This window comes from Polaribacter sp. IC066 (assembly GCF_007997085.1).
GTDB lineage: Bacteria > Bacteroidota > Bacteroidia > Flavobacteriales > Flavobacteriaceae > Polaribacter.
In genome coordinates, this window is record NZ_VORR01000032.1 from 22499 (window position 1) to 45027 (window position 22529).

The window sequence follows — 22529 nt, forward strand, 5'->3', positions numbered from 1 at the left end:
CATGTAATTTGATACCGCTTATTATAGGAAACAGTTTTTGTAAAATTACTTAAATATAATTCGATTATTAGTTCTGTTGACCGTATTGTTTATAATTTTCTTACTATCCGCAGTGTTGTTAAAATAATAACCAAAAAAGGCAAAACGATTTCTAGCCACAAATCCGTTCTTAAAGTCTTAAAAAAATTAGAATTCATTTGCTAAATTTTCGCAAATAAGTAACCAATATTATGCATGTTGCCTTCGCTGCCCATACTTTAAAACACCTACAAAGAACACACCGCCTAATGCGTTGCCTAAAACAGAAATAACTTCGAAACTCACATAGTCTATGATACTGATTGTAGGATCTATTAACAACCCTGTAAACACCTCTATAGATCCTACAATAGAATGATGCAAACCACCAATACCAATAGTGGCAGTAACTAAAATAATCATAAACATACGGCTAATTGTTTCTTGTGATGAGGCCACCAACCAAGAAAGAAGCCCCATAAGCCACCCCGCAATAATAGCACTTACAAAAATCATTTGTAACGGAAGATCAAGTACTTTATGTGCCAGATGAATAAAGGCTTCGTTGGATATAATTCCGATTTCTGGAGCAAAATATACGAGTATACCTCCAATAATATATCCCCCAATTAAATTACCAAAAAGAATAATTCCCCAAAGCGTAAAAAGACTCTTAATACTTCTGGTCTTATTCAATACTGGAAGAATGGCCAAGGTAGTATGTTCTGTAAATAATTCTGACCTGCCTATAATCACAAAAATAAAACCTATTGGATAAGCAATTGAGATAAGAACATGTAAAATTTCGTTAGAAACGCTGCCTTGAAACAACGTAAATAAAATTCCCATTAAAAAGATACTAAACCCAATTTCTAATCCTGCAGAAAGTGCTGAAACAAAGAGACGTTTATTAGATCGTTTATATTCATAGACTGCCGTAGAAATCTGTTCATCTAGTATATCATTGACCCCTTTTGGCTGGTCGGCACTTTCTTTATTCTTATCTGATTTACTCATAATTAAAATGAACCTCTTTATGAAGGAATTTTTAACGCGTTAAGTAGCGTTTACACTGTATATTCAAACCTTAAAATTAGTTTTAATGAATTCTTGTCTTTTAGAACAAACTACTATGTACCAAAATTTGTACGCCAATAATTATTTATTTTCGAACTTCTTTTGAGTATTCAATTAGTCATTTTCTTGTAGTTCGGAAATAGTTTTTTCGTCTTTTTTTAGTGAAGATTTGAGCGCAATAATTAGTGGTGTTAGCATAAAAATTGCAATCAGCACACCCAAAGAGAATAGTGAACAAATCAATAAAGCTAAAGATATTCTAATGCTCCAGAACAAAAAATCAATACGTACTTCACTTGTGTTTTGAAGCGTGAATACAACAATAAGTATTAGTGTTATAATAGTTAGTGTTATATACATTGTTTGTTTCATTTTAAGCAGGTTTTACCAATACAATTCTTGGTTATTTAATCTGTCGTTTAGTTATTTTAAGAGATAAGAGCAACTTAAAGTTGTTCTTATTCAAAATGATTTTTCACAAAAGCATCTTGTTGATTCTCTGTCATTTTATCTGCTGCTGCTAAATCAATTTTTATATCCTTAAAATGTGAATCGCTCTTTAAGTAATTCTGCAATTCTATTTTTGCATTTGTTGGTCCAAATAAAAGAACATGATTGTATTTTAAAATAACATCTGCAATTTCCTTATAATAAGCCTCATGCATTTGTTGGCGCTTGTTATGCATTAATTTTTCACTTCTGTTTAATGCTTCTTCTTTGGTATCAAAAGTAAATTTTGAGGTAATAGCGTAACTGTGTTCTTTAGAGTTTACATCAATCAAATTTGCGATTGAATGATCCATCCAAATACCTAGGTTTTTTTGTGTTTTCATTTTTATTTAAATTAAATTATTTTTAATGATTTTGTATGCGTCCAAAAATAGTTTCTAAAGAAGCTGTAAGTTTGTCAATAGCGCCTGATACAGCGAGCTCAATGGTATCCGCTTGGCATGAAACTGCTATCGGTTGCCGGCCTTCAATTCTTGTTTCTAGCAAACATCGCACAACAGTAAGTCCTTCTTTTTTTGCTTTTTCATCAGACAAATGAACCTCTATTCTTGTTATATGAGCTTCAAAATTATCTAGGCTTTCTGCTATCCAAGAAGAAAAATAATATTCATCTTTTTCAGTTCCGTCAATTGTTTTATCTGTATTAAATTGTATTTTCATTATGCTATTTTCTTGTTTTAAAACCTCTTTTTAAAGTTTTATTTTTTTTGATTCTTGTAAAATAACTACACAAATCGAAAAATTTGTTTTCTCTATTTTAATATTTGTGATTGGCGTTCTATTTCTAATTTCGAAATCATTGTTATCCGATAAAAGAAACAAAATTGCTTTGCTTTTAGGGCCAACCTGCCGGCAGGAAACCAAGAATAGATAATAACTGACTTAAAATCATATAAAAAAAGAATACATTTTTAATTTCAGAATTAATTCTAAAAACAAGGTGTAATCCCTTTATTTTAAAGCACTTTATGAACTTATACCGATTTTTAATCGGACCCTAATGTTTTCGAAATAAATTACTTCAACGAGATTTACTTTTGTGTGTTTCAGCATATTTGTTCACGATCTCTTTTAAAGAATTATAATAATCTTCAAGGTTTTTAATCTTTATTTCTTCTTCAGATTCAGAATCTTTTATTGGTATTTCACTAATGTGTTCAGATAATTCGGGGTATTCTCTATGAATTTTGGCCGTGATACTGATTATTTGCTCATCTAGTTCTATCTTGGTTTTCATGTACTTTTTATTAAAATTAGGTTTATATCAATTTATGGTCACTTTAAAAAAACTATAAATTAAGTCAATAGCGAAAAATACTTGTAAAAAAAAAGCCCATTGATTCTAATAAATTCAATACAAACCAAAGGCTGTCGAATCTGTAAAAATCAAAAACTTTATTCATACTTCATACAAATAAAATTATTTGATTTCCTAGCCCTATTTTTTCTCGCATACTTTATACTTTAATTTGAGAGCTTTGTCTTCTAAACTAGCTCTTGCAAAAATTTATACTTTTTCTTACATCTATTTTTATTTCTTTAAAATGAGTTTGAACCAATAACCTCAAAATTACTGCTATAAAGAGTCTGTTGAAATGACCTAGATCAGTAATTATGAATAATTAAAAATACAATGCACACAGAATGACCTAGATCATTTTAAATGATGTAAATTGTAAATACATTTATAGTTCTAGAATTAAAAAATAAAAGTGAGCAAAGAGTTACAGGATATAGACCTTTTAAATAGCATCTTTCAATCTTCTATAGAAGGTATTTTAGTGATCGATGCAAATGACACGATTCTTAAATGCAATCTAGCCAGTGAGAAACTATTTGGTTATGAAACCAGAGAACTCATCAACCAGAAAATAGAAAATCTTATTCCTAATAAATTCAGAAAACCACATCAAGACCCTAAAGAAGAATATAAAGCAAACACTAAAACAAGCAATATAGAAGAAGATTTAGAGTCTTGGGGTTTAAAAAAAGATGGCTCGCAATTTCCATTAAAAATAAATTTAAACCCAACAATCATAAAAGGTAGGCAAGTTGTAATTGCTTTTTTGGTTGATATTACAGTGCAAAAAACAAAAGAGGCTTTATTTAGCATAAAAAATAATGCACTCGCTTCTACTAGCAACGGCATCGTAATTGCGGATGCTCAAAATATAGGCAACCCTCTTATCTATTGTAATGAAGCTTTTACCAAAATTACAGGATATACGCAAAAAGAAGCATTGGATAAAAATTGCAGTTTTTTACAAAATAATGATCGAAATCAAAAAGGAATTGGTGTTATGAAAAATGCTATTGCTAACGGAAAAGGATGCAATGCAATAGTGCGTAATTATAAAAAAGACGGAACACTCTTTTGGAATGATATTACCATTACACCTTTATTTAATGAAGCAAACACTTTAACCCACTTTATTGGGGTACAAAGTGAAGTTACAAATAAAATAAAACAAGAAGATCTTAAAAATCAAACAAGAAAAATACTCGAGTTTATTGCACAAGACAAACCTATAAGAACGATTTCTAAAAAAATTATTAAAATTGTTGAAACTCAATTTAAAGATTGTTTGGCCTCTATTTTAGTATTAGACAAAGAGCACAGAACACCTCATAAATTAATAGCACCTAATTTGCCAAAAGAGTTTATAACGGATAGCGAAAATAGTTCTTTTAACAAAAAAAAAGCTACCTATGATACTCCTAACTTTTTAAGAGAAGAGAGTATTGTTTCTAATATTAAAGAGAACATCCTTTGGAAAAATCATAAAGAAGTTGTCTTAACAAATGATCTAAAAGCTTACTGGTCGTTTCCGATTATGTCATCTACCAAACAAACATTAGGTACCTTTTCTGTTTACAACAAGCACGCAAGAGAACCATCAAAAGAAGAAAAAGAAATTGCTTTAGACATGAGCTATTTAGCGAGTATAGCTATAGAGAGGCATCACAACGTGATTAAGTTACTTGAAAATAAAAAGAATTTAGAAAAACACGCTCAAAAATTAAAAGAAAAAGTAGCTAGCAGAACCAGTGAATTAACAACTACAGTTCAAAAACTTGTGGAGTCTAATTTAAGTTTTGAAGATCAAATAGAAGAAACTCTAGCAGCTCAAAAAAGTGCAATTGCGAGTAAATCTTTATTATCTGCAATAGCTAAAAATTTTCCGAATGGTTTTATTCTTGTTTTTAATGCTGATTTTAAAATGCTCCTTGTAGAAGGTGAAGCTATTATAAAATTAGGTTTAGACAAAATGATTTTTAAAGAAACCACCGCCGATGACATCGATATGTTTTCTGAAAAACAGAAAATAAAACTAAAACAAGATATTTTAAAAACGATTGCAGGAGAGCACCTTGGTTTTGAGATAAAGTATAAAAACTTATACTTCTCTGTAAATACCATTCCTTTAGCTGATAGTAATACGGTTATTTCAAGCGCCCTATTTGTATATAGTAATATTACAACACAAAAAAAAATAGAACAAGATTCTCAAAACGCATTAGAAAAAGAGCAAGAATTAAACGGTTTAAAATCACAATTTATCTCTATGGCATCTCACGAGTTTAGAACGCCTTTAAGCGCCATACAAACCTCGGCAATTCTTATAGGCAAACAAAATGGAGTTGAACAAGAGCCAAAACGTGAAAAATATGTGGCTCAAATAAAGAAAAATGTAAAACAATTGGTTGTTATTTTAAACGATTTTTTATCTTTAAGTAAATTAGAAGAAGGAAGGGTTATTGCACATATGCAACTTTTTGATTTTGTAGCCCTTTCTAAAACATTGATCGAAGAAGTATCAATAACAAAAAAAATAGGAAAAAACATCCTTTTTTCATCGCCAAGCGAGCCGGTTTTTCTAAATCTAGATCCAAAACTAGTGCGTCATATTTTAATGAATTTAGTCTCTAATGCCATTAAATATTCTCCAAAAAACACAGATATCAACATTAAAATTGCAGAGAGTGATTTGTTTGTATCTCTAGAAGTTAAAGACCAAGGTATTGGTATTCCAGAACAAGAACAAGGTAAATTATTTGAGCGTTTTTTTAGGGCAAAAAATGCACAGAATATCGAAGGAACAGGATTGGGGCTTCATATTGTAAAACAATATGTAGATCTGATGGCTGGTACGATTGATTTTAAAAGCACACCCGATAAAGGCACTACTTTTTTAATAAAATGGCCAAAACAACCTAAATAATAACACATATGATAAAAATACTTATTATAGAAGACAATGAAGATGTTAGAGAAAATACCGCAGAAATCTTAACACTAGCGAACTATCAAGTTCATACAGCAGAAGATGGTGAGAAAGGTATTGAAATAGCAAAACTTACAAAACCGGCTATTATTATCTGTGATATTATGATGCCAAAATTAAATGGATATGATGTGTTACTACACTTAAATAAAGATACCACCACGGCAAGTATTCCTTTTATTTTTTTAACGGCTAAAACAGAAAGAATCGATGTTAGAAAAGGAATGAACCTAGGGGCTGATGATTATCTTATGAAACCTTTTGAAGAAAGTGAATTGTTAGATGCAATTGCCTCTCGACTTCAAAAACATAACTTTCTTAAAAAAGAATTTTCTAGAGATATTGAGGGCATTAATCAATTTTTTAATGAAGTATCTATAAGTGAAGGAATGGTTAGCCTTTCTAAAAACCGAAACGCTGTAAACTTTTATAAAGGAGACGTTATTTTTATGGAAGGAGATGCTGCACATACTCTTTACTTTATACAAAAAGGGGCTATAAAAACACATAAAACAACCGAATCTGGTAAATCTTTAGTCACGGGTTTATTTGGGCCTGGCCAATTTGTAGGTCAACTCTCTTTACTCAATAAAAATGGTATTTATGGAGATACAGCAACCACTCTTGAGCAAACAGAAGTCTTTGAAATCCCTAAAACCGATTTTAAATCGTTGTTATTTGGTGATAAATTGATCTCAAACAAATTTATATCTATGATCTCTAATGACCTCGTTGAGCTTCAAGAACAACTCATACACATGGCTTTTTCTTCCGTTAGAAAACGATTGGCAAAAGTATTGATAGACTTGTCTGAAAAAGAAATACTTCATACTTCTAAAAATAAAGGAATTACCATTTCAAGAGAAGATTTAGCAAGTCTTATTGGCACCGCTACTGAAACCGCCATTAGAATGCTAACCGATTTTAAAGATGAAAAATTAATACTCTTTGGACCTTTAAGAGAAATCAGTATCACAGATAAGAAAAGTTTAAAAAATATTGCATTGTTTGGATAAAAGCTAGCCTTGTTGACCAAAGTCATTGAAGAAAAGAAATGTTACGGTTAATTTAGCATCACATTAAAACTAACTTAACATTTGAACAATGCCTTTTACAGAACATAAAATACAACAGAAATTATTCGTTATAAGGATCTATGCAAAGATATCGGAAATAGAAACCGTGATAATTAATATTGTTCGAAAAAAAATACCCGTTCAATTCTCAATATTAGGTAAACTTGCTAAAAATAAAGGCAGTACTAAAAAAGAACTTGAAAAAACAACCACCCAAACAAAACAACAATTAAGTACATCTTTAGGCCAACAATTTCAATTTGGTTATTTTATTCATCCTGACATTGGTTCCTTATTTATTGCTGGTCATTTAACACCTACATTTCTTACTAAAGTTGACGAAAATGAACTTGCCTCTTTACCCTCTGGTCTTTTAGGAATATTTAGAGGATTAGAAATTAAAACAGAAGCTATTAACGGCCATTTAACTGACTTGAAAAACGGAAATTATTGTTTAATTATTCGCGTAGAACGAGATTTATTAGAAACCATAAAACCATTATTAAAAAAATGAATAACCATTATAAAAAAAATTACGCTTTATAGTGCCTTGATACCCAAACAAATCTTTTACACTCGTTTTTCTGAAGCTTCATCAGTAATTATAAGATCATAAAGAATTGCTGTTTTAAGGTTTGTATCTATTTAATTAGCCGACAAAAACTTAATACTTCTATCTCTAGAAGCCAGAAGTTGTAAAACCTAAAATATTTTAATGGTATAAAAAGTGATTTGTATTCCGATTCAATCCACCAACTGAATATCACTGTTTTTAAACATCCTTGTCCGATAAAAGACTCAAGATCGCTTTGCTTTTAGAACCAACCTTCTGGCAGGCAGAAAACCAAAACTTGATCCTAACTATCTGACAAACAAACATAACTTTAAATAAAATTATCTACTTTATCTTCATGAAATTATTTTCAAAAAAACAAGGTGTCCTTTAAAAAATTCGTAAAATCCCTTATTTTAATAGGAGTTATCAAACTAAAATTATTTTTAATCTTACACTAATGAATTTTTATTCATTAGTGTAAGATTAAAGAAACAAGCCTGCTTTGCTATTAGAAGCAAAACTTGATGACAACTAACTTAAAATCAGCTAAAAAAAAAGATACATATTATTTAAAAATTAATTCTAAAAAATAAAGTATCATTTTAAAAAACAAGTGAAATTCCTTTATTTTAAAACGATTTATAAGCCTAAAATATTTTTAATCGGATACTAATAATTTATTTTTTAACACATATTAAAAACTAAAAGCAATACCCCTCATGTTCTATGAAGATATTATTATTTTTCTGACAATTTTATTAGCTTAAAAATCTATATCTAGCGCGTTTTTACAAATAGCTTTTTCAAGAAAAATAGAAGTTCCTCGAATTCCTTAATTTCATTGGTAATAGCGTATTATGAACTAGTACTTCAAGTAAATTTAAACTCTTTTTCTTTACAATATGCCTTTAAGTCTAATTTAGATATTTATGAAAACTATTTGATAACTTTAGTCTTAATTGCTCGTTTTAAGATTAAAAGGCCAACTACGGCAGATAAGGCAGAAGCTGCAAGAATACTCAATTTTGCTCCATTTAGTTCTTCGCTATCAAAAGCTGCACCTGCCACAACAATAGACATTGTAAAACCAACCCCAGCTAAACAGGCGGCTCCAATTAATTGAGACCAACTAATTTTACTTGATAACGTAGCTAAATTAAACTTTGAAGCCAGCCAACAAAAACTGACAATTCCAAGAGGTTTTCCAATACACAAACCTATTACGATACCTAAATTAATTGACGTAAATACATCAAAATGGACTCCTACTATTAATATTCCTGTATTAAAAAAAGCAAACAAGGGCAGTATTACGTAATTTACCGTTCCTTCTAATGAATGCTCTAATTGTTTTCCAGGTCCAGTTAGTCTATTGATAGCTTTAGAAACAGATTGTACAGAACTGTGCCGAATACTATTTTGACTATTTTTCGAATTCTTAATATTTACTATTTCTTGCTTAAAAATTACGTTAGCTTGCGTTGTAATACCAACTAAATTTCCTTTTTGTCTAGAGGGAATTAAGAGGGCAGTAATTACACCCGCAAGGGTTGCATGCAAACCACTTTGATAAATAAAAAACCAAAGAAAAATTCCCAAAACAATATAGATGGTTTTAGAATACACTTTAGAATAGTTAAAGAATCCCATAATTCCAACAATAACAAGTGCACCAATAAATGCATTGATGTGAAAACCGTGCCCATAAAATAATGCAATAACAAGAATAGCCCCTACATCGTCAAAAACGGCCAATGCAGTGATAAATGCCTTTAATGCCAATGGTACTTTACTTCCTAGCAAGGCCATCAATCCTAAAACAAAAGCAATATCGGTAGCCATTGGAACTCCCCAACCATGAGCACCTTCTCCTTTGTAATTGATTAGCAGGTATAATAATGCTGGAACGATCATACCTCCTATAGCGCCAACTACCGGCATTGTGGCTTTTTTGATGTTCGATAATTCTCCTGAAATAACTTCTCTTTTTATCTCTAATCCAATTAACAAAAAGAAAATTGCCATCAATCCATCATTAATCCAAGTTTCTAGCGGCAAAAATAATTTTGAATCCCCTGCGGCAAAGCCTAATTTAAAGTGACGCAAAAATTCGTATTCTTCACTGAAACCAATATTAGCAAAAATAAGAGCAGCTATGGCAGCAATCAATAGTATCGTTGCAGCAGAAGCTCCCCATTTTACGAAACTTTCTAATGCATGGCCAACAGCACTATTTTTAACAGATTCAATATATTCTATAAGCGCTTGTTCGTCCCAGGCTCCGTTGTATAACTTACCGTTCACCGTAATTCCTGGAACTAGCTTTACTTTACTCTGTTGAGCAAGATGTATATTCTTTTTTAATGCGCTAGCAATTGCTTTCGAATTGTAATCTTCTTTAAATTTTAGCACATTGATGCCTACTCTTTCAGCCATCCTAAAAATAACTTCTTCGGTATAGTTACTTGTATGACCCAAAAGTAATTGGTTCATTTCTTGAAGCTTACCATGTTTTTTAGCCGTAAGTGCCGCTTTAGCTGTTCGTTGAAATTCAGGATTATCTACGTTATTAGAATAATATTTAAATTTCACCTCAATATTATCATCATAATGCTCGAGAACATTTTTTAGAATATGACTCCCTTTGCGAGCAATTTTCTTCGTGTAGTCTATAAAAACGACTAATTTTATTTGAGTGTCTTTATTCATTAATGGTTTTTTAAAAGAACTAAATTATCGTTGTGGTGTATTGAATGTTGCGATTTTATGAACGAGAAATTTCCTACGGAAATTCATTAAGTTTGCAAAATACAACAAGTTTTAGTTTAGCTAAATATAGCAATAATTAATACACGGTGTTGTGCATAGTGCTTGCGTTCTGTTTGGTTTCTGATGTTTTCTGTTATAAGCATTGGCAAAATATACTCTTTTGCCATTTTTGGAGTAGCGTTAGCTTTTTGTTCTATGCATTAATAGGCTTGCAATAAGTCCAATTCCGACAATTACATTTACAATGTTCCAGATTTCTTTTCCAAATGTAATTTTTAAAAAAGTAAAGAATAGTTAAAGTCCATCGTAAATAATCATTTTCATATTCTGTTTTTCTTCATTCGCTTTATTGGCAAATTCGAGATATAAAACCAAACTAAACGGCTCGGTATTTAAACGAAAAGTGACTGCCTCCGCGTATAAGTTAAATACGTAAAACCAGAGGCATGCCTATCATCTGCTGAGTGATGTTCTTCTGAAACAAATTTCCAAATATTAGGGTCAATATCTGGAAAAAAGGTGTCGGCGTTTTCAAAATTGGCGTGTACACGCGTAAGTTCAATCCCGTTCGAAAATTTCTCGCCCTGCTTGTATATTTCCCCTCCGCCAATAATAAATGCCGAGGCGTCGTTGGTTACTAGTGCAATTGCATCTTTCAATGAATGCACAACAATACAATCATCAAAAGCGACTTTATAATTCTTATCCCTTGTAATTATAATATGTACACGGTTAGGTAAAAGGGTGGGCATGCTCTCAAAAGTTTTTCGTCCCATAATAGTTTTATAACCCGTAGTCAGTTTATTAAACCGCTTAAAGTCGTCGGGTAGATCCCAAAGTAGTGCATTTTCTTTTCCTAGGGCGTTGTTTTCTGCTGCTGCTGCTATCATTATAATTTTATTCATTGGTTTTTTTTATTGGTCTTAAGAATAGTTGAAATTATATGCTTTAATACATTTCGCTTTCATCTTATTTCTTAATTCTTAGTACTTTTTTAAAACTTCGAGTCACGTAATTAGCTTCTTGATATCGCCTTTTAGATACACTAAATAATGATATTATTATTTTGAACAGCCTAAAATGGTCTTAAACTAGAATATGGCAAAATAAGTCCTGTTAAACGTTTTTTGAAATAATTTTCTTTATAAAAAAAAGTAAGGCGTATTTTTCGAACAAGGTGTCTCTGATGTTCGCTGTTTTATTCAAGGAAATAAAGCATTTCTTGTGGGTTCGTCATCATACTTATTTTAGCACCTTTCATCACAATAGGTGCCTTTAATATATCAGGATTATGCGCCAAAAGACTTAACCAATCTTGTCCGGTTAAATCATCTACTTGTCCAAATTTTTTAAAAAAATTAGGGTTTTCGGTATTCACTAACTCGTGAACATCAATGTTTAATCTAGATGCCAATTCAGCCCATTGCGTGGGGGTTAATTTCATGTGTTTTAAATCTATATCATGAATAAGTATGTTTTCTGTGTGAGCATAGGCCATAATTTGTCGTCCTATATGTTCTTCAGAATTATAAATCAGTGTTATCTCTTTATTGGTATTCGCTAATATCATAGTCTGTATTTCTTATTAAATGTTATAACTTTTGGTGTAAAACACCAAATAGTTTTTAATGGATTCTGTACATAATTTTGCTCTTTACCCTTATAAGATTAGCAAAATATATTTTTTGTTAATTGCCTTTTTTCTTTTCAGAAAATTATAAACATAATAATGGCAGCCTGTCTTTTAACAACGTATTACATTGTTATATTTAAATTTGACTTACTAATTATTTTTCAAATACCACAGCATCGGTTTTAGCACCTAAACTTTTAAGTGCTTCAGAAATATCCACGACAAATTCCGGAGGTCCGCAAATGTAAAAGTTTTGTGTAAAATCTGTGATGTTTTCCTTTAAGAAAGCCATATCAATCCTAGAGTTTTCATAGCCATCTTTGTTCTCATCAGTGAGTATATTTATAAAACTTTTGCCAAGCATCTCATTAAATTCTTCTTTTAGAATGATATCACTCTCTGTCTTGTTTGTAAAAATAAGTTTGTTTTTAGCGATATTATTTTCAGAATATAACTGCCGAAAAATTGCTATAAATGGCGTAACACCTGAGCCTCCTGCAATAAAAACACCCTTACCTTTGTATTTAATGGCACCCCAGACATCATGAATAATAAGTTCATCACCAGCTTTTAATTTCCCCAATTCTTTAGTAACTCCGTTATGACTGTTATAAATTTTGATTATAAACTCAAGATGCTTCTGATTATTTAAACTGGTGAAAGTAAAGGGTTTCTTTTCATTTTTAAGCGCAAGAGTATTTACGGAAACTTGAGTCGCCTGACCTGGAGTATATGTATATCCTTCTGGTTTTTCAACAGTAAAACGCATTACATCATGTGTTACGATTTGAGTACTAATAATTTTTACAATGTGATTTTTCATACTTTTTAAATTTTTTTTCTATTGTTATTAATTTAACTTTACTCTATTAGAAGCCTTTTCTAGATCTTTATTAAATAAATAAAGCTGTTATGTTTTCACCGCGTGTAATTTTGATTTTATCTGTTAAATTGATGCTACTATTTTTTTTAGTATAATCTAGAAAAACGAATAGTGCTATATGGCTGTCTTTATTCATGAATGATTTTTTAAAAGAATCAAATTATAACTTTGTAATAACGATTACTAAACTCTAATATACAGCGGTATTTGCAATGAAACATATGGAAGAACTCTTGCTTTTTATATACTATTTTACTTATTATGTTATTAACTTAACTATTTAATTGCCAGTATTTTTAACTAATTTGTATTGTAAAACATCTCTTTTTTATAGCTTTTTTAAAAACTTTAAATAAGTATCTTAAAAAAGATATTTTAAATATTTATAGTTGTTTAAAACTTACTATTTTCTCTGTCATGTTCGATTTTTACATTCATAATTCTTTGTTTTTTAATTTGTATTAAATTGATTACTAGATTACAGATTTAATGAATGCTATTCTGCCAAGCAGAAATAAGAATCAACAATTTTAGTTGATTTATACCTAAAGAGGAAACATAAATCATTCTCTGCTTTGGTTTTCTTAATTTTTTTCTTCCTATATATTTAAGCACAGATTAATAGTTACCATCTTGCAAGACAACGTGCCTTATTTAACAATACGGATTATAAAGTCGGAAACCACTTTTCAATACAGAATCCCATCAAAATCGTTCTAATATATAATCTGCAAAATAGGCTTTTGCATCAATTATCTTTGTCTTGACCTGAAAGTCTGTATTTAAAACAATCTGATTAATCACATCATCATTATATTTTCTTGAGATTTCGGTGTGAATCTTTTCATTTGGTTTAAAGTAAAAGGATTCCTTAAGGCTATTAATGTAAACCTCTTGCTCTTCTAGCGAAACTAAATAGCTTTTAGAAACACCTTCTTCTTCGTTATACTCCGCAGTATGTTTGTATTTGTTTAAGTCAAAGTTGGCTACCAACTCTTTATTAATTCTTTTCAATAAATTCAAATTAAAAGCGGCAGTAATTCCATTTTTGTCATTGTAGGCAGGTAATACAATTTCAGCTGATTTTATTAAATCCACGCCAAGTAATAGAATATCTGATTTTTTTAGATTTGATCCTAATTGATGGATAAATTTCATAGCGAGTTCATCGCTAAAGTTTCCGATATTTGAACCTAGAAACAGAATTATCTTTTTGTGTTTACTTTGCTTAAAATTAGCCATAATATCCAAATAGTCTCCTTGTTTTGGAATCACACGAAGTGCAGGGATTTCCTTTTTTAAGTCCATTTTTAAATGATCAAGTGCATGTTTTGAAATATCGACAGGGCAGTAGTCAAAAAGATAATCTTCTTGAACCAACTTCTTCAAAAGTTTTTTTGTCTTGCTTCCATCACCCGATCCCAATTCAATGAGTTCGAAGTAGCTGCCTTTTTCTACCTCAAATGCCTTGATTAAGGCTTTTGTTTGAATTGTAAAAATTTCCATTTCAGCTCGTGTAAGATAATACTCTGGCATTTCCATTATTTTCACAAACAACGCATCTCCTGCTTCGTCATAAAAATATTTAGAAGACAAAAATTTAGGCAAGGCACTCAAGCCTTTTTTTACATCTGTTTTAAAAGTATCTATCATTTTACTAGTCTTATTCCTGAATATTGCCATTGATGTTGGGGGGCGAAAAAATTACGATAAGTATTTCGTTCATGTCCCTTTGCGGTAGCTATTGATGCCCCACGAAGCACCATCTGGTTGATCATAAATTTTCCGTTATATTCGCCAACTGCGCCTTCGGCCGTTTTATAATTAGGGTAAGGAAGGTAAGCGGAATTTGTCCATTCCCATCGCTGTCCCCAAGTCAATTGCTTTGATGCTACTTCCCACTCAAATTCAGTGGGCAAGCGCATGCTTTTCCAATTAGCGAATGCCTGCGCTTCATAGAAAGAAACATGTGTAAGTATATTTTCAGGATTTATTTTTTGAAGTCCTGATAATGCATATTGATACCATTCATTATTTTTCTTGATCCAATATAGCGGAGCTATGATTTCATTTTGTTGAAGCCATGCCCATCCCTCATCGAGCCAATATTGAAATTTTTGATAACCTCCGTCAGCTATAAAATTTAGATATTCTTTATTGGTGACCAAAAAATCGGCAATTTCATAGTCCCTTAAATACACAGTATGACGTTCTTTTTCATTATCAAAATGAAAATCCTCCCCTTCAAATCCCACCTTATAATTTCCTGCTAATACCTTCACAAAATCTTTAGATTGGTTGTTGCTTTTTAAATCATCATAGCTAGCCTCATAGACTGGAAAAATCGGGTTATGGCCCAGCATGAACTTTAAATCTGTCCAAAGTAATTCTTGATGCTGTTGTTCGTGATTAATTCCCAAAACTACCAAGTGCTTTATTTCTTCGGTTACTACTTCATTAAGCAACACAGACATCGCTTCGTTCACGTGTTTCCGGTAAGCGTACACTTCTTTTACTGTTGGGCGAGTAATATGACCTCTTTGAGAACGGATTGTTCTTTTACCTATCGATTCGTAATAACTATTGAATAGAAAAGAGAAATTTGGATGATAAATTTGATAACTGGGATCAAACTTTTGAAGAATCATCGTTTCGAAAAACCAAGTAGAATGCGCTAAATGCCACTTCGGTGGGCTTGCAAATTCTACCAATTGCGGAACATAGTCTTCAATTTCTAATGCAGCACAAATAGCCTCAGAATTTGCCCTAGTAGTTTGGTATTTCATAAGAAGAGAAATTTGAAGTTTATTTTTTATTTCGATTTCGTTCCAAAAAGCGACATAACCTTTGATATTTTTAGCCATGTCAGATGCATTAGGATAGTACCAAGCTCCACCCTTATTTGTTTTACCCTTTACTAGAATATCGTAATAAGAGGCAATTCCTTTCCATGGGCACTTACTTTGCGTATCATTCGATTTAAAAAAATCCTTTTTTATACAGCTCGCAGGAAAGTAATGGTTTCCTTCTATTAAGATGGTTTCATCACTTTCTGCGATTACCGTGTCATTCCAAATAGCTTGTTTCATAGTTGATCTTTAAAATTGCTGTCATATAGTAAGTATCACCCTACTGCCTTGTACCTTGTTTCAAAATTTATTAATGTATCTTAAAAATTACTTATCTAGCATTCTTATACATTAGGGTTTTTCGAATTTCCAACGCTCTCCATCATCCCATTCTTTACGTGAATTTCCATAACTAGGATAACCATTGTTTGCCTTTAATATGGCTGCCAAGTGAAGTAAATTATAGGTCATAAATGTTGAATTTCTATTGGTAAAATCGCTTTCAAAACCAGCAGGAGTTTGTAACTTTTTACCACTCCATTCCTTGTCGCCATAACTAGGCCCTGGACCAACTTGACCTAGCCATCCGCAATCTGCTTGAGGAGGAACAGAATAACCTACGTGTTGAAGCGCATATAATAAACCCATTGCACAATGTTTCACTCCATCTTCATTTCCAGTTATTATACACCCACCTACTTTACCATAAAAAATATACTGCCCCTTATCATTCATTTTAGCACTCATAGCGTATAGTCTTTCGATTAATTTTTGAGCTACAGAAGACTTTTCTCCAAGCCAAATAGGTGTTCCTATAATCAGTATATCTGCTTCTATAATTCTCTTAAATAAAGAAGGCCATTCGTCTATCTCCCAGCCATGTTCAGTCATATCTGGGTATACCCCAGTAGCTACTTCATGATCAATAAGCCTAATTTCATCAATCCTAACTTTTTCTTTAATCATTATTGCTTTAGAAACTTCTATTAAAGATCCTGTATGACTATTTTCTGGTGATTTTTTTAAAGTACAGTTCACGTAAATAGCACTTAAAAGACTAAAATCTAAATTTTCCATATTTATTTTAATTTATTAGTTATAAAGGTCACAGATTTTCAACGTGTGGATTGGTTCATACCTTATTTTTGCTTGTTACCGCCATTCCATTATTTATTTCGCTTATAAAAATTCTAGGGCTACATAGACTGCCACGATACGGTTGTTTGTACACAGAGCCGCCAATGATAACTAGCGGAGGTATTTCCAATTTTTTAGATGTATAGATGCTATGCTTTATCCATTTATAATTTTGATTATGTACATCAAGTTCGGTACCAAAAGAATGGGTTTGTCTTTGCTCTTTTGCCCTCTGGTATATATGATTTCGATCTATGGGCTTGCCATTAATAGATGGATTTTAAACCATATCATTTCCATTAAATAACGCATTTGACCAATTACAGGAAAGTTCTTGAGAATGCTTTGCTTTTTTTGAATTATATCATAAAAACCGATCACCAAGAGTATGGTTGCAAATATAATACAACTGGGCAACGGCCATATTATACTAACAACCAATACGGCAGCGATGAAAAATGTTATGGCTGTGAACTTGATGCCTTCTTTCATAAATTTATTAATTCTTTAAATGATTCTTTAAAAAAGCTCTTTTAGATATTTTAAATCTGATTTAGCGATGTCAATGACTTCAGCGGTTTTACCATTCATCATTAGCTTGGCCATCGAATTGGTCATTCCTATTACCTGTTCTAGCTTGATAGTTGGAGGCATTGCTAAAGCTTCTGGATCGGTAAAAATATTGATAATTGAAGGGCCGTCATGATTAAAACCATTGCGCAATGCTTGTGCTACGTCTTTGGGTTCTTTCGCTTCCCATGCAGCAATATTCATGGATTCTGCCAGTTTTACAAAATCTGGGTTTACCATATCGGTTTGCCAATCGATATACCCTTCAACTCTCATTTCCAACTTTACCATACCCAAGCTTCTGTTGTTGAATATGACGATTTTGACAGGTATTTGATATTGGCTAATAGTCATTAAATCGCCCAAGAGCATCGTGATGCCGCCATCTCCGCAAAAAGCAATTACCTGTCTATTAGGGTGTGAAAGACCTGCTCCCATTGCCATTGGCATAGCATTCGCCATTGAGCCATAATTGAATGAACCTGTGAGGTAACGATTTTTCCCAGCCTTTAAATAGCGTGCAGCCCAAACGGCACTCATGCCAGTATCTACGGTAAAAATGGCGTCATCATTTGCGATTTCATCGATTAAGTAAGCCACATATTCTGGATGAATATGCTTCTCTTTTCCTTTTTCCTTGACGTAGCTATCATACTTTTCTTCAACCTCCTGATGCATGCTACGCATCTGGTCAAGAAAATTTGTTTTAGACTTCTTCTCTATCATTGGTAAAAGTTCATAGATGGTAGATTTAATATCGCCACAATAGCCATAATCCACTTTACCTCTGCGTCCTAATCTTTCGGGTTTGATATCAATTTGAATGATTTTGCATTTTTCGGGTAAGAATTCGCTATACGGAAAATCTGTTCCCAGCATCACCAAAACATCAGCCTTGTGCATCGCTTCAAAACCCGATTTATTGCCCAACAAACCATTTAAGCCAACGGCAAATGGATTGTCTTTCCGTTCAAAAAATATTTTACCTCTAAAGCTGTATCCCAATGGTGATTCTAGTTTTGCTGCCAATTGCATAACTTCATCTACCGCATTGCGACATCCGTGGCCAGCATAAAGCATTACTTTTTCATGAGAATTGATAACGTTGGCTAGTTCTTTAAGATCTGCCTCGCTAGGTATTACTCTAGGTTCCGTATAAAAATTTTTAGCAGCCGAATACACGTCTTCAATGTCTGCACTCGCCACATCTCCTGGTAAACCTAAAACAGCGACACCTTTTTGACTGATGGCATGTTGTATCGCCGTTTGTAACCCATTCATTGCTTGTTTGGGCGTATTGGCCAAAAACACGTATTTAGAACAGTCTTGAAATAAATACTCAGGTCGTGTTTCCTGAAAATTATCAAGCCCCATTTTTTCTGTATGTATGGTAGACGCAATTGCTATTACTGGATTTCCAGCTCTATTGGCGTCGTATAATCCATTAACTAGATGCACGTGTCCTGGTCCACTGCTCCCCATACAACAACCAATACCATTTAACTCCGCTTCCATGGAAGCAGCATAAGCACCAGCCTCTTCGTGCCTTACATGAATCCATTGTAATCTACCATCCCTTCGCACAGCGTCATTCACTGGGTTTAAACTATCGCCAGTAATTGCATAAATACGTTTTACACCTGCTTTTACGAGCATTTCTACTAAATAATCTGATACGTTTTTAGACATGATTTTTTTATTTGACGGCAAAACCACGAACTAACTCTTGGTTTGCATGAATTAATACCCCTCTATAATGAACAATTTACATGAAAAAATAATTTAGGAGAATCGAAAGTCGCTATTGTATTTAGACCTTCTAGCTGCTATTTTGCTATGCGTAAGCTCAAGTAAAATATGTCAATTCGTAGTAATTCTTACAGATTTCAAAACAATTCCAAATGAATATTCTACATAGTAAAGTTTATATTATAAGGTTTTTCGCATGCAAAAAACCAACATTAACCCTGAACTATGTAGGACTAGTTTGACACTAATTTAGTGTAAGAACAACAAAGTTGATAATTATCTTTGCTTTATATAATTAATAATACCACCTTTTAGAACAATTTCAATTTGTCTATTACTAATATTGAATGCTAACTGGATTTCAGTTCCTTTTCCAACAACAGTGGCCGTTATTGAATCCTTATTTTTGATGGTTTCCCTAATGTTTTCTATTCGTAAAACATCCCCTTGCTCCAACTTGTCCCAATCAGCCGTGTTTTTAAACTCAAAAGGAATAATACCAAAATTGATTAAATTCTGCCAGCCAATACGAGCATAAGATTTAGCGATTGTAAATTTTTGACCCAAATACTTGGGAGCCAGGGCAGCATGTTCTCTGCTTGAACCCTGCGCATAATTTTCACCTGCTATCACACAAAAGCCTTTATAGTTTTTTTGATTTTTAATAGCACGATTATAAAAGCTTTGATCAATGGCGTAATAAGCATACTTGCTTATCTCCGGAATATTTGAACGTAAAGGCAGCACATCAGCACCTGCTTTTAGTATTCCATCGGTTGAAATATTATCATCCATTTTCAACAAAACAGGAATTTCCATTTCATCGGGAAGGGCTTCAAAATCGGGAAGTGTTTTAATGTTCGGGCCTTTAATTAATTCAGTAGATTCTCCGTTAGGAGCAATTAACATCTTCTTATTTATCTTCATATGGGTAGGTTCTTCCCATTTTGGATATGAAATATTCTTTAGTGTTTCGAGTTCTCTCGGATCCGTAATTTCTCCCATTAGTGCGGCAGCGGCGGCAGTTTCTGGACTGCATAGATACACCTGATCTTCAAGTGTGCCTGAACGTCCCGGAAAATTACGAGGCATTGTTCGAAGACTAATGGTACTAGTAGCTGGTGCCTGCCCCATACCGATGCATCCCATGCAACCAGATTGATGTAGCCTTCCTCCCGAAGCAATCAGTGGTCCTAAAGCCTTCATTTCCATTAAATTTTCTAAAACCTGGCGAGAAGTTGGATTGACATCAAATGAAATATGAGGAGACATCACATTTCCTTTTACAATTTGTGATACAATCCAAAAATCCCTTAATCCAGGGTTCGCAGAAGAGCCAATAACGACTTGAGATACTTTTAACCCGCTAACCTCCCTTACCGGAACTACATTTCCTGGGCTGCTAGGAAGCGCAATTAAAGGCTCTAATTCAGATAAATTTATTTCTTCGTAATGATCGTAGGTTGCTCCTTCATCGGCTTCTAGTTGAACCCAATCCTCTTCTCTTTCTTCGCTTCGAAGAAATTCACGAGTAATTTCATCCGAAGGAAAAACAGAAGTGGTCGCACCTAATTCAGTACCCATATTTGTTATCACATGACGATCCCAGGCACTCAAACATTTTAAACCCTCTCCATAATATTCTAAAATATAGCCTCTTCCTCCAGTCACATCATACCGTCGAAGCATTTCTAAAACAATATCTTTCGCACTTATCCAGTCGGGCAGCTTTCCGGTGAGCTTGATACCCATAATTTTTGGCATTTTAATGTAATAAGGCTCACCTGCCGATGCTAGTGCTACATCCAAGCCACCCGTACCCATAGCGAGCATTCCAATACCACCTCCAGCAGGTGTATGACTATCGGAGCCCAACAGCGTTTCCCCTGGTTTTCCAAAACGTTCCATATGCACAACATGACTAATTCCGTTTCCAGACTTACTAAACCAAAATCCAAAACGAGCAGCGGCCGACTGCAGAAAGATATGATCATCCATGTTCTTATAATCCGTTTGAAGTAGATTGTGGTCTACATACTGCACTGCGATTTTTGCTTTGCTCTTTTTTAAATTAAACGCTTCCAATTCCAGCATTACTAAAGTGCCAGTAGCATCTTGCAACAATACTTGATCTATTTTTAATGCGATTTCGCTTCCGGGACTTATCTTACCTGAAATAAGATGAGCACTGATTAATTTTTGACTGAGGTTTTGAATTTTCATACTTAAATATTTTAATTATTGCATGTCCTACGAAGCCTATGAAACCGCTTGTTTAAGAGTGCTTTACTACATTTTATTTGTTAATTATTGGTTACTGATATTTTTACTGCAATGTTACCACGTGTAGCATTAGAGTATGGACATACCTGATGTGCTTGTTCTGCCAGTTCCTGTGCTTGTTCTAAACTTACCTCTGGAATATTTACTGCCAACGCTGCCGCTAAACCAAAACCACCGTTTTCAATTTGGCCGATGCTTATTTTTGCATTTACGGTTGTTTCTCCTGTCTTTACCTTACCTTTTTTAATAACTAAATTTAAGGCACTATCAAAACAAGCTGAATATCCTGCTGCAAAAAGCATTTCAGGATTTGCATAATCGTCATTTGCACCCCCCAATGCTTTAGGCGTTCTTACTTGCAAGTCCAAAATATCATTATTACTTTTTACATGGCCATTTCGGCCACCTTTGGCTGTTACTTCTGCTGTATATATTGCTTTCATTTTTGTCATAATTAAAGTGCTTTTTGTTTTTATTTAATGAGGAGTAACTGCGTTTTGAATGACTGTCTCACCAGTTATAATTTCAAACACTTGATTTTTCCTTACATCATCTTCCAATACTTTAACTAAAGTTTGAGCAACATCTGCTCTTGAAATCTTGCCAAAGTTTTCTAATTTTTCCTTTAGCTGAATTTTACCCGTACCTTCTAAATCCGTTAGTGAACCAGGTCTGACAATTGTATAGTGCAAGCCACTCGCTTTTAGGTACTCGTCTGCATTTTGTTTTGCTTTTAAATACCCCTCAAGTTCCTTGCTTACAGAAGGATTATCTGCTCCCATTGAACTTAACATAACAAACTTTCTTACTTTAGCATCTTTAGCGGCATTTATTAGTTGTTTGGCTCCTTCTTGATCTACTTCGATAACCTTTTTCCCTTTAGATCCTGCTGCAAAAATTACTTTATCCGCATTTTTTACAGCATGATTTAAATCCTTTTCTAAATCGGCTATTATTGCTGTTACATCATCCTGTTCAAAGCGGTCTTTTTGCTCCTGCTTTCTCACCATTGCAATAGGCCGATAGATATCTGAATCTTTTAGTAATTGAACAATAATTCTTCCCGTAGTGCCATTTGCACCGGCTATTAATATATTTTGTTTTTCATTATTCATAATTTCTTTTTAATAAAA

General features: G+C 32.9%; 19 protein-coding genes and 1 pseudogene. 3 read left to right on the top strand and 17 right to left on the bottom strand.

Going from position 1 to position 22529, the window contains the following annotated elements; translation table 11 throughout:
- Positions 1–228: 228 nt before the first annotated feature.
- From ES044_RS11650 to ES044_RS11670, 5 genes are all read right to left on the bottom strand, one after another.
- Complete coding sequence (locus ES044_RS11650) at positions 229–1035, bottom strand: formate/nitrite transporter family protein (RefSeq protein ID WP_147119128.1); 807 nt, start codon at positions 1033–1035, stop codon at positions 229–231.
- Positions 1036–1209: 174 nt separating this feature from the next.
- Complete coding sequence (locus tag ES044_RS11655) at positions 1210–1455, bottom strand: lipopolysaccharide assembly protein LapA domain-containing protein (RefSeq protein ID WP_223813554.1); 246 nt, start codon at positions 1453–1455, stop codon at positions 1210–1212.
- 98 nt (positions 1456–1553) lie between these two features.
- Positions 1554–1928, bottom strand: coding sequence for a hypothetical protein (locus ES044_RS11660; RefSeq protein WP_147119130.1), 375 nt, complete (start codon positions 1926–1928; stop codon positions 1554–1556).
- A 22-nt stretch (positions 1929–1950) separates the two neighbouring features.
- Positions 1951–2265 carry an HPF/RaiA family ribosome-associated protein gene (locus ES044_RS11665; RefSeq protein ID WP_147119131.1) on the bottom strand — a complete coding sequence of 105 codons (315 nt, stop codon included), beginning with the start codon at positions 2263–2265 and terminating at the stop codon, positions 1951–1953.
- Between the two features lie 361 nt (positions 2266–2626).
- On the bottom strand, positions 2627–2842 hold the full coding sequence (locus ES044_RS11670; RefSeq protein WP_147119132.1) for a hypothetical protein: 216 nt from the start codon (positions 2840–2842) through the stop codon (positions 2627–2629).
- Between the two features lie 475 nt (positions 2843–3317).
- On the opposite strand from ES044_RS11670, the gene ES044_RS11675 reads away from it, so the two are divergent.
- The 3 genes from ES044_RS11675 (at position 3318) to ES044_RS11685 (ending at position 7481) form a co-directional block, all read left to right on the top strand.
- A complete protein-coding gene (locus ES044_RS11675; protein WP_147119133.1) occupies positions 3318–5828 on the top strand; it encodes a PAS domain S-box protein in 2511 nt (836 codons plus the stop codon).
- An 8-nt stretch (positions 5829–5836) separates the two neighbouring features.
- Entirely contained in the window at positions 5837–6907 is a 1071-nt protein-coding gene (locus ES044_RS11680) for a response regulator (protein ID WP_147119134.1), read from the top strand.
- 88 nt (positions 6908–6995) lie between these two features.
- Positions 6996–7481, top strand: a complete 486-nt coding sequence (locus tag ES044_RS11685) for a hypothetical protein (protein ID WP_189663260.1) — start codon at positions 6996–6998, stop codon at positions 7479–7481.
- Positions 7482–8459: 978 nt separating this feature from the next.
- On the opposite strand, the gene nhaA is transcribed toward ES044_RS11685, so the two are convergent.
- From nhaA to ES044_RS11740, 12 genes and pseudogenes are all read right to left on the bottom strand, one after another.
- Positions 8460–10232, bottom strand: coding sequence for a Na+/H+ antiporter NhaA (gene nhaA / locus ES044_RS11690; RefSeq protein ID WP_147119136.1), 1773 nt, complete (start codon positions 10230–10232; stop codon positions 8460–8462).
- A 240-nt stretch (positions 10233–10472) separates the two neighbouring features.
- Positions 10473–10571, bottom strand: a pseudogene (locus ES044_RS19515) (hypothetical protein); the annotation flags it as partial.
- Between the two features lie 113 nt (positions 10572–10684).
- Positions 10685–11197, bottom strand: coding sequence for a dihydrofolate reductase (locus ES044_RS11695; protein WP_147119137.1), 513 nt, complete (start codon positions 11195–11197; stop codon positions 10685–10687).
- A 293-nt stretch (positions 11198–11490) separates the two neighbouring features.
- Complete coding sequence (locus ES044_RS11700; RefSeq protein WP_147119138.1) at positions 11491–11862, bottom strand: arsenate reductase family protein; 372 nt, start codon at positions 11860–11862, stop codon at positions 11491–11493.
- A 217-nt stretch (positions 11863–12079) separates the two neighbouring features.
- A complete protein-coding gene (locus ES044_RS11705; protein ID WP_147119139.1) occupies positions 12080–12748 on the bottom strand; it encodes an FAD-binding oxidoreductase in 669 nt (222 codons plus the stop codon).
- Positions 12749–13513: 765 nt separating this feature from the next.
- Positions 13514–14461, bottom strand: a complete 948-nt coding sequence (locus tag ES044_RS11710) for an L-histidine N(alpha)-methyltransferase (protein WP_147119140.1) — start codon at positions 14459–14461, stop codon at positions 13514–13516.
- Positions 14458–15897 (bottom strand): ergothioneine biosynthesis protein EgtB, encoded by a 1440-nt coding sequence (gene egtB / locus ES044_RS11715; protein WP_147119141.1) that lies wholly within the window; start codon positions 15895–15897, stop codon positions 14458–14460. Before egtB ends, ES044_RS11710 begins: the two co-directional genes overlap by 4 nt.
- A gap of 111 nt (positions 15898–16008) precedes the next feature.
- On the bottom strand, positions 16009–16734 hold the full coding sequence (locus ES044_RS11720) for a flavodoxin family protein (RefSeq protein ID WP_147119142.1): 726 nt from the start codon (positions 16732–16734) through the stop codon (positions 16009–16011).
- Between the two features lie 579 nt (positions 16735–17313).
- A complete protein-coding gene (locus tag ES044_RS11725) occupies positions 17314–19053 on the bottom strand; it encodes a thiamine pyrophosphate-dependent enzyme (RefSeq protein ID WP_147119143.1) in 1740 nt (579 codons plus the stop codon).
- A gap of 336 nt (positions 19054–19389) precedes the next feature.
- Positions 19390–21336: an aconitate hydratase gene (locus tag ES044_RS11730; protein WP_147119144.1), complete on the bottom strand. Its 1947-nt coding sequence runs from the start codon at positions 21334–21336 to the stop codon at positions 19390–19392.
- A gap of 80 nt (positions 21337–21416) precedes the next feature.
- Complete coding sequence (locus ES044_RS11735; protein ID WP_147119160.1) at positions 21417–21839, bottom strand: organic hydroperoxide resistance protein; 423 nt, start codon at positions 21837–21839, stop codon at positions 21417–21419.
- 33 nt (positions 21840–21872) lie between these two features.
- On the bottom strand, positions 21873–22511 hold the full coding sequence (locus ES044_RS11740; protein WP_147119145.1) for an SDR family oxidoreductase: 639 nt from the start codon (positions 22509–22511) through the stop codon (positions 21873–21875).
- Positions 22512–22529: the final 18 nt, after the last annotated feature.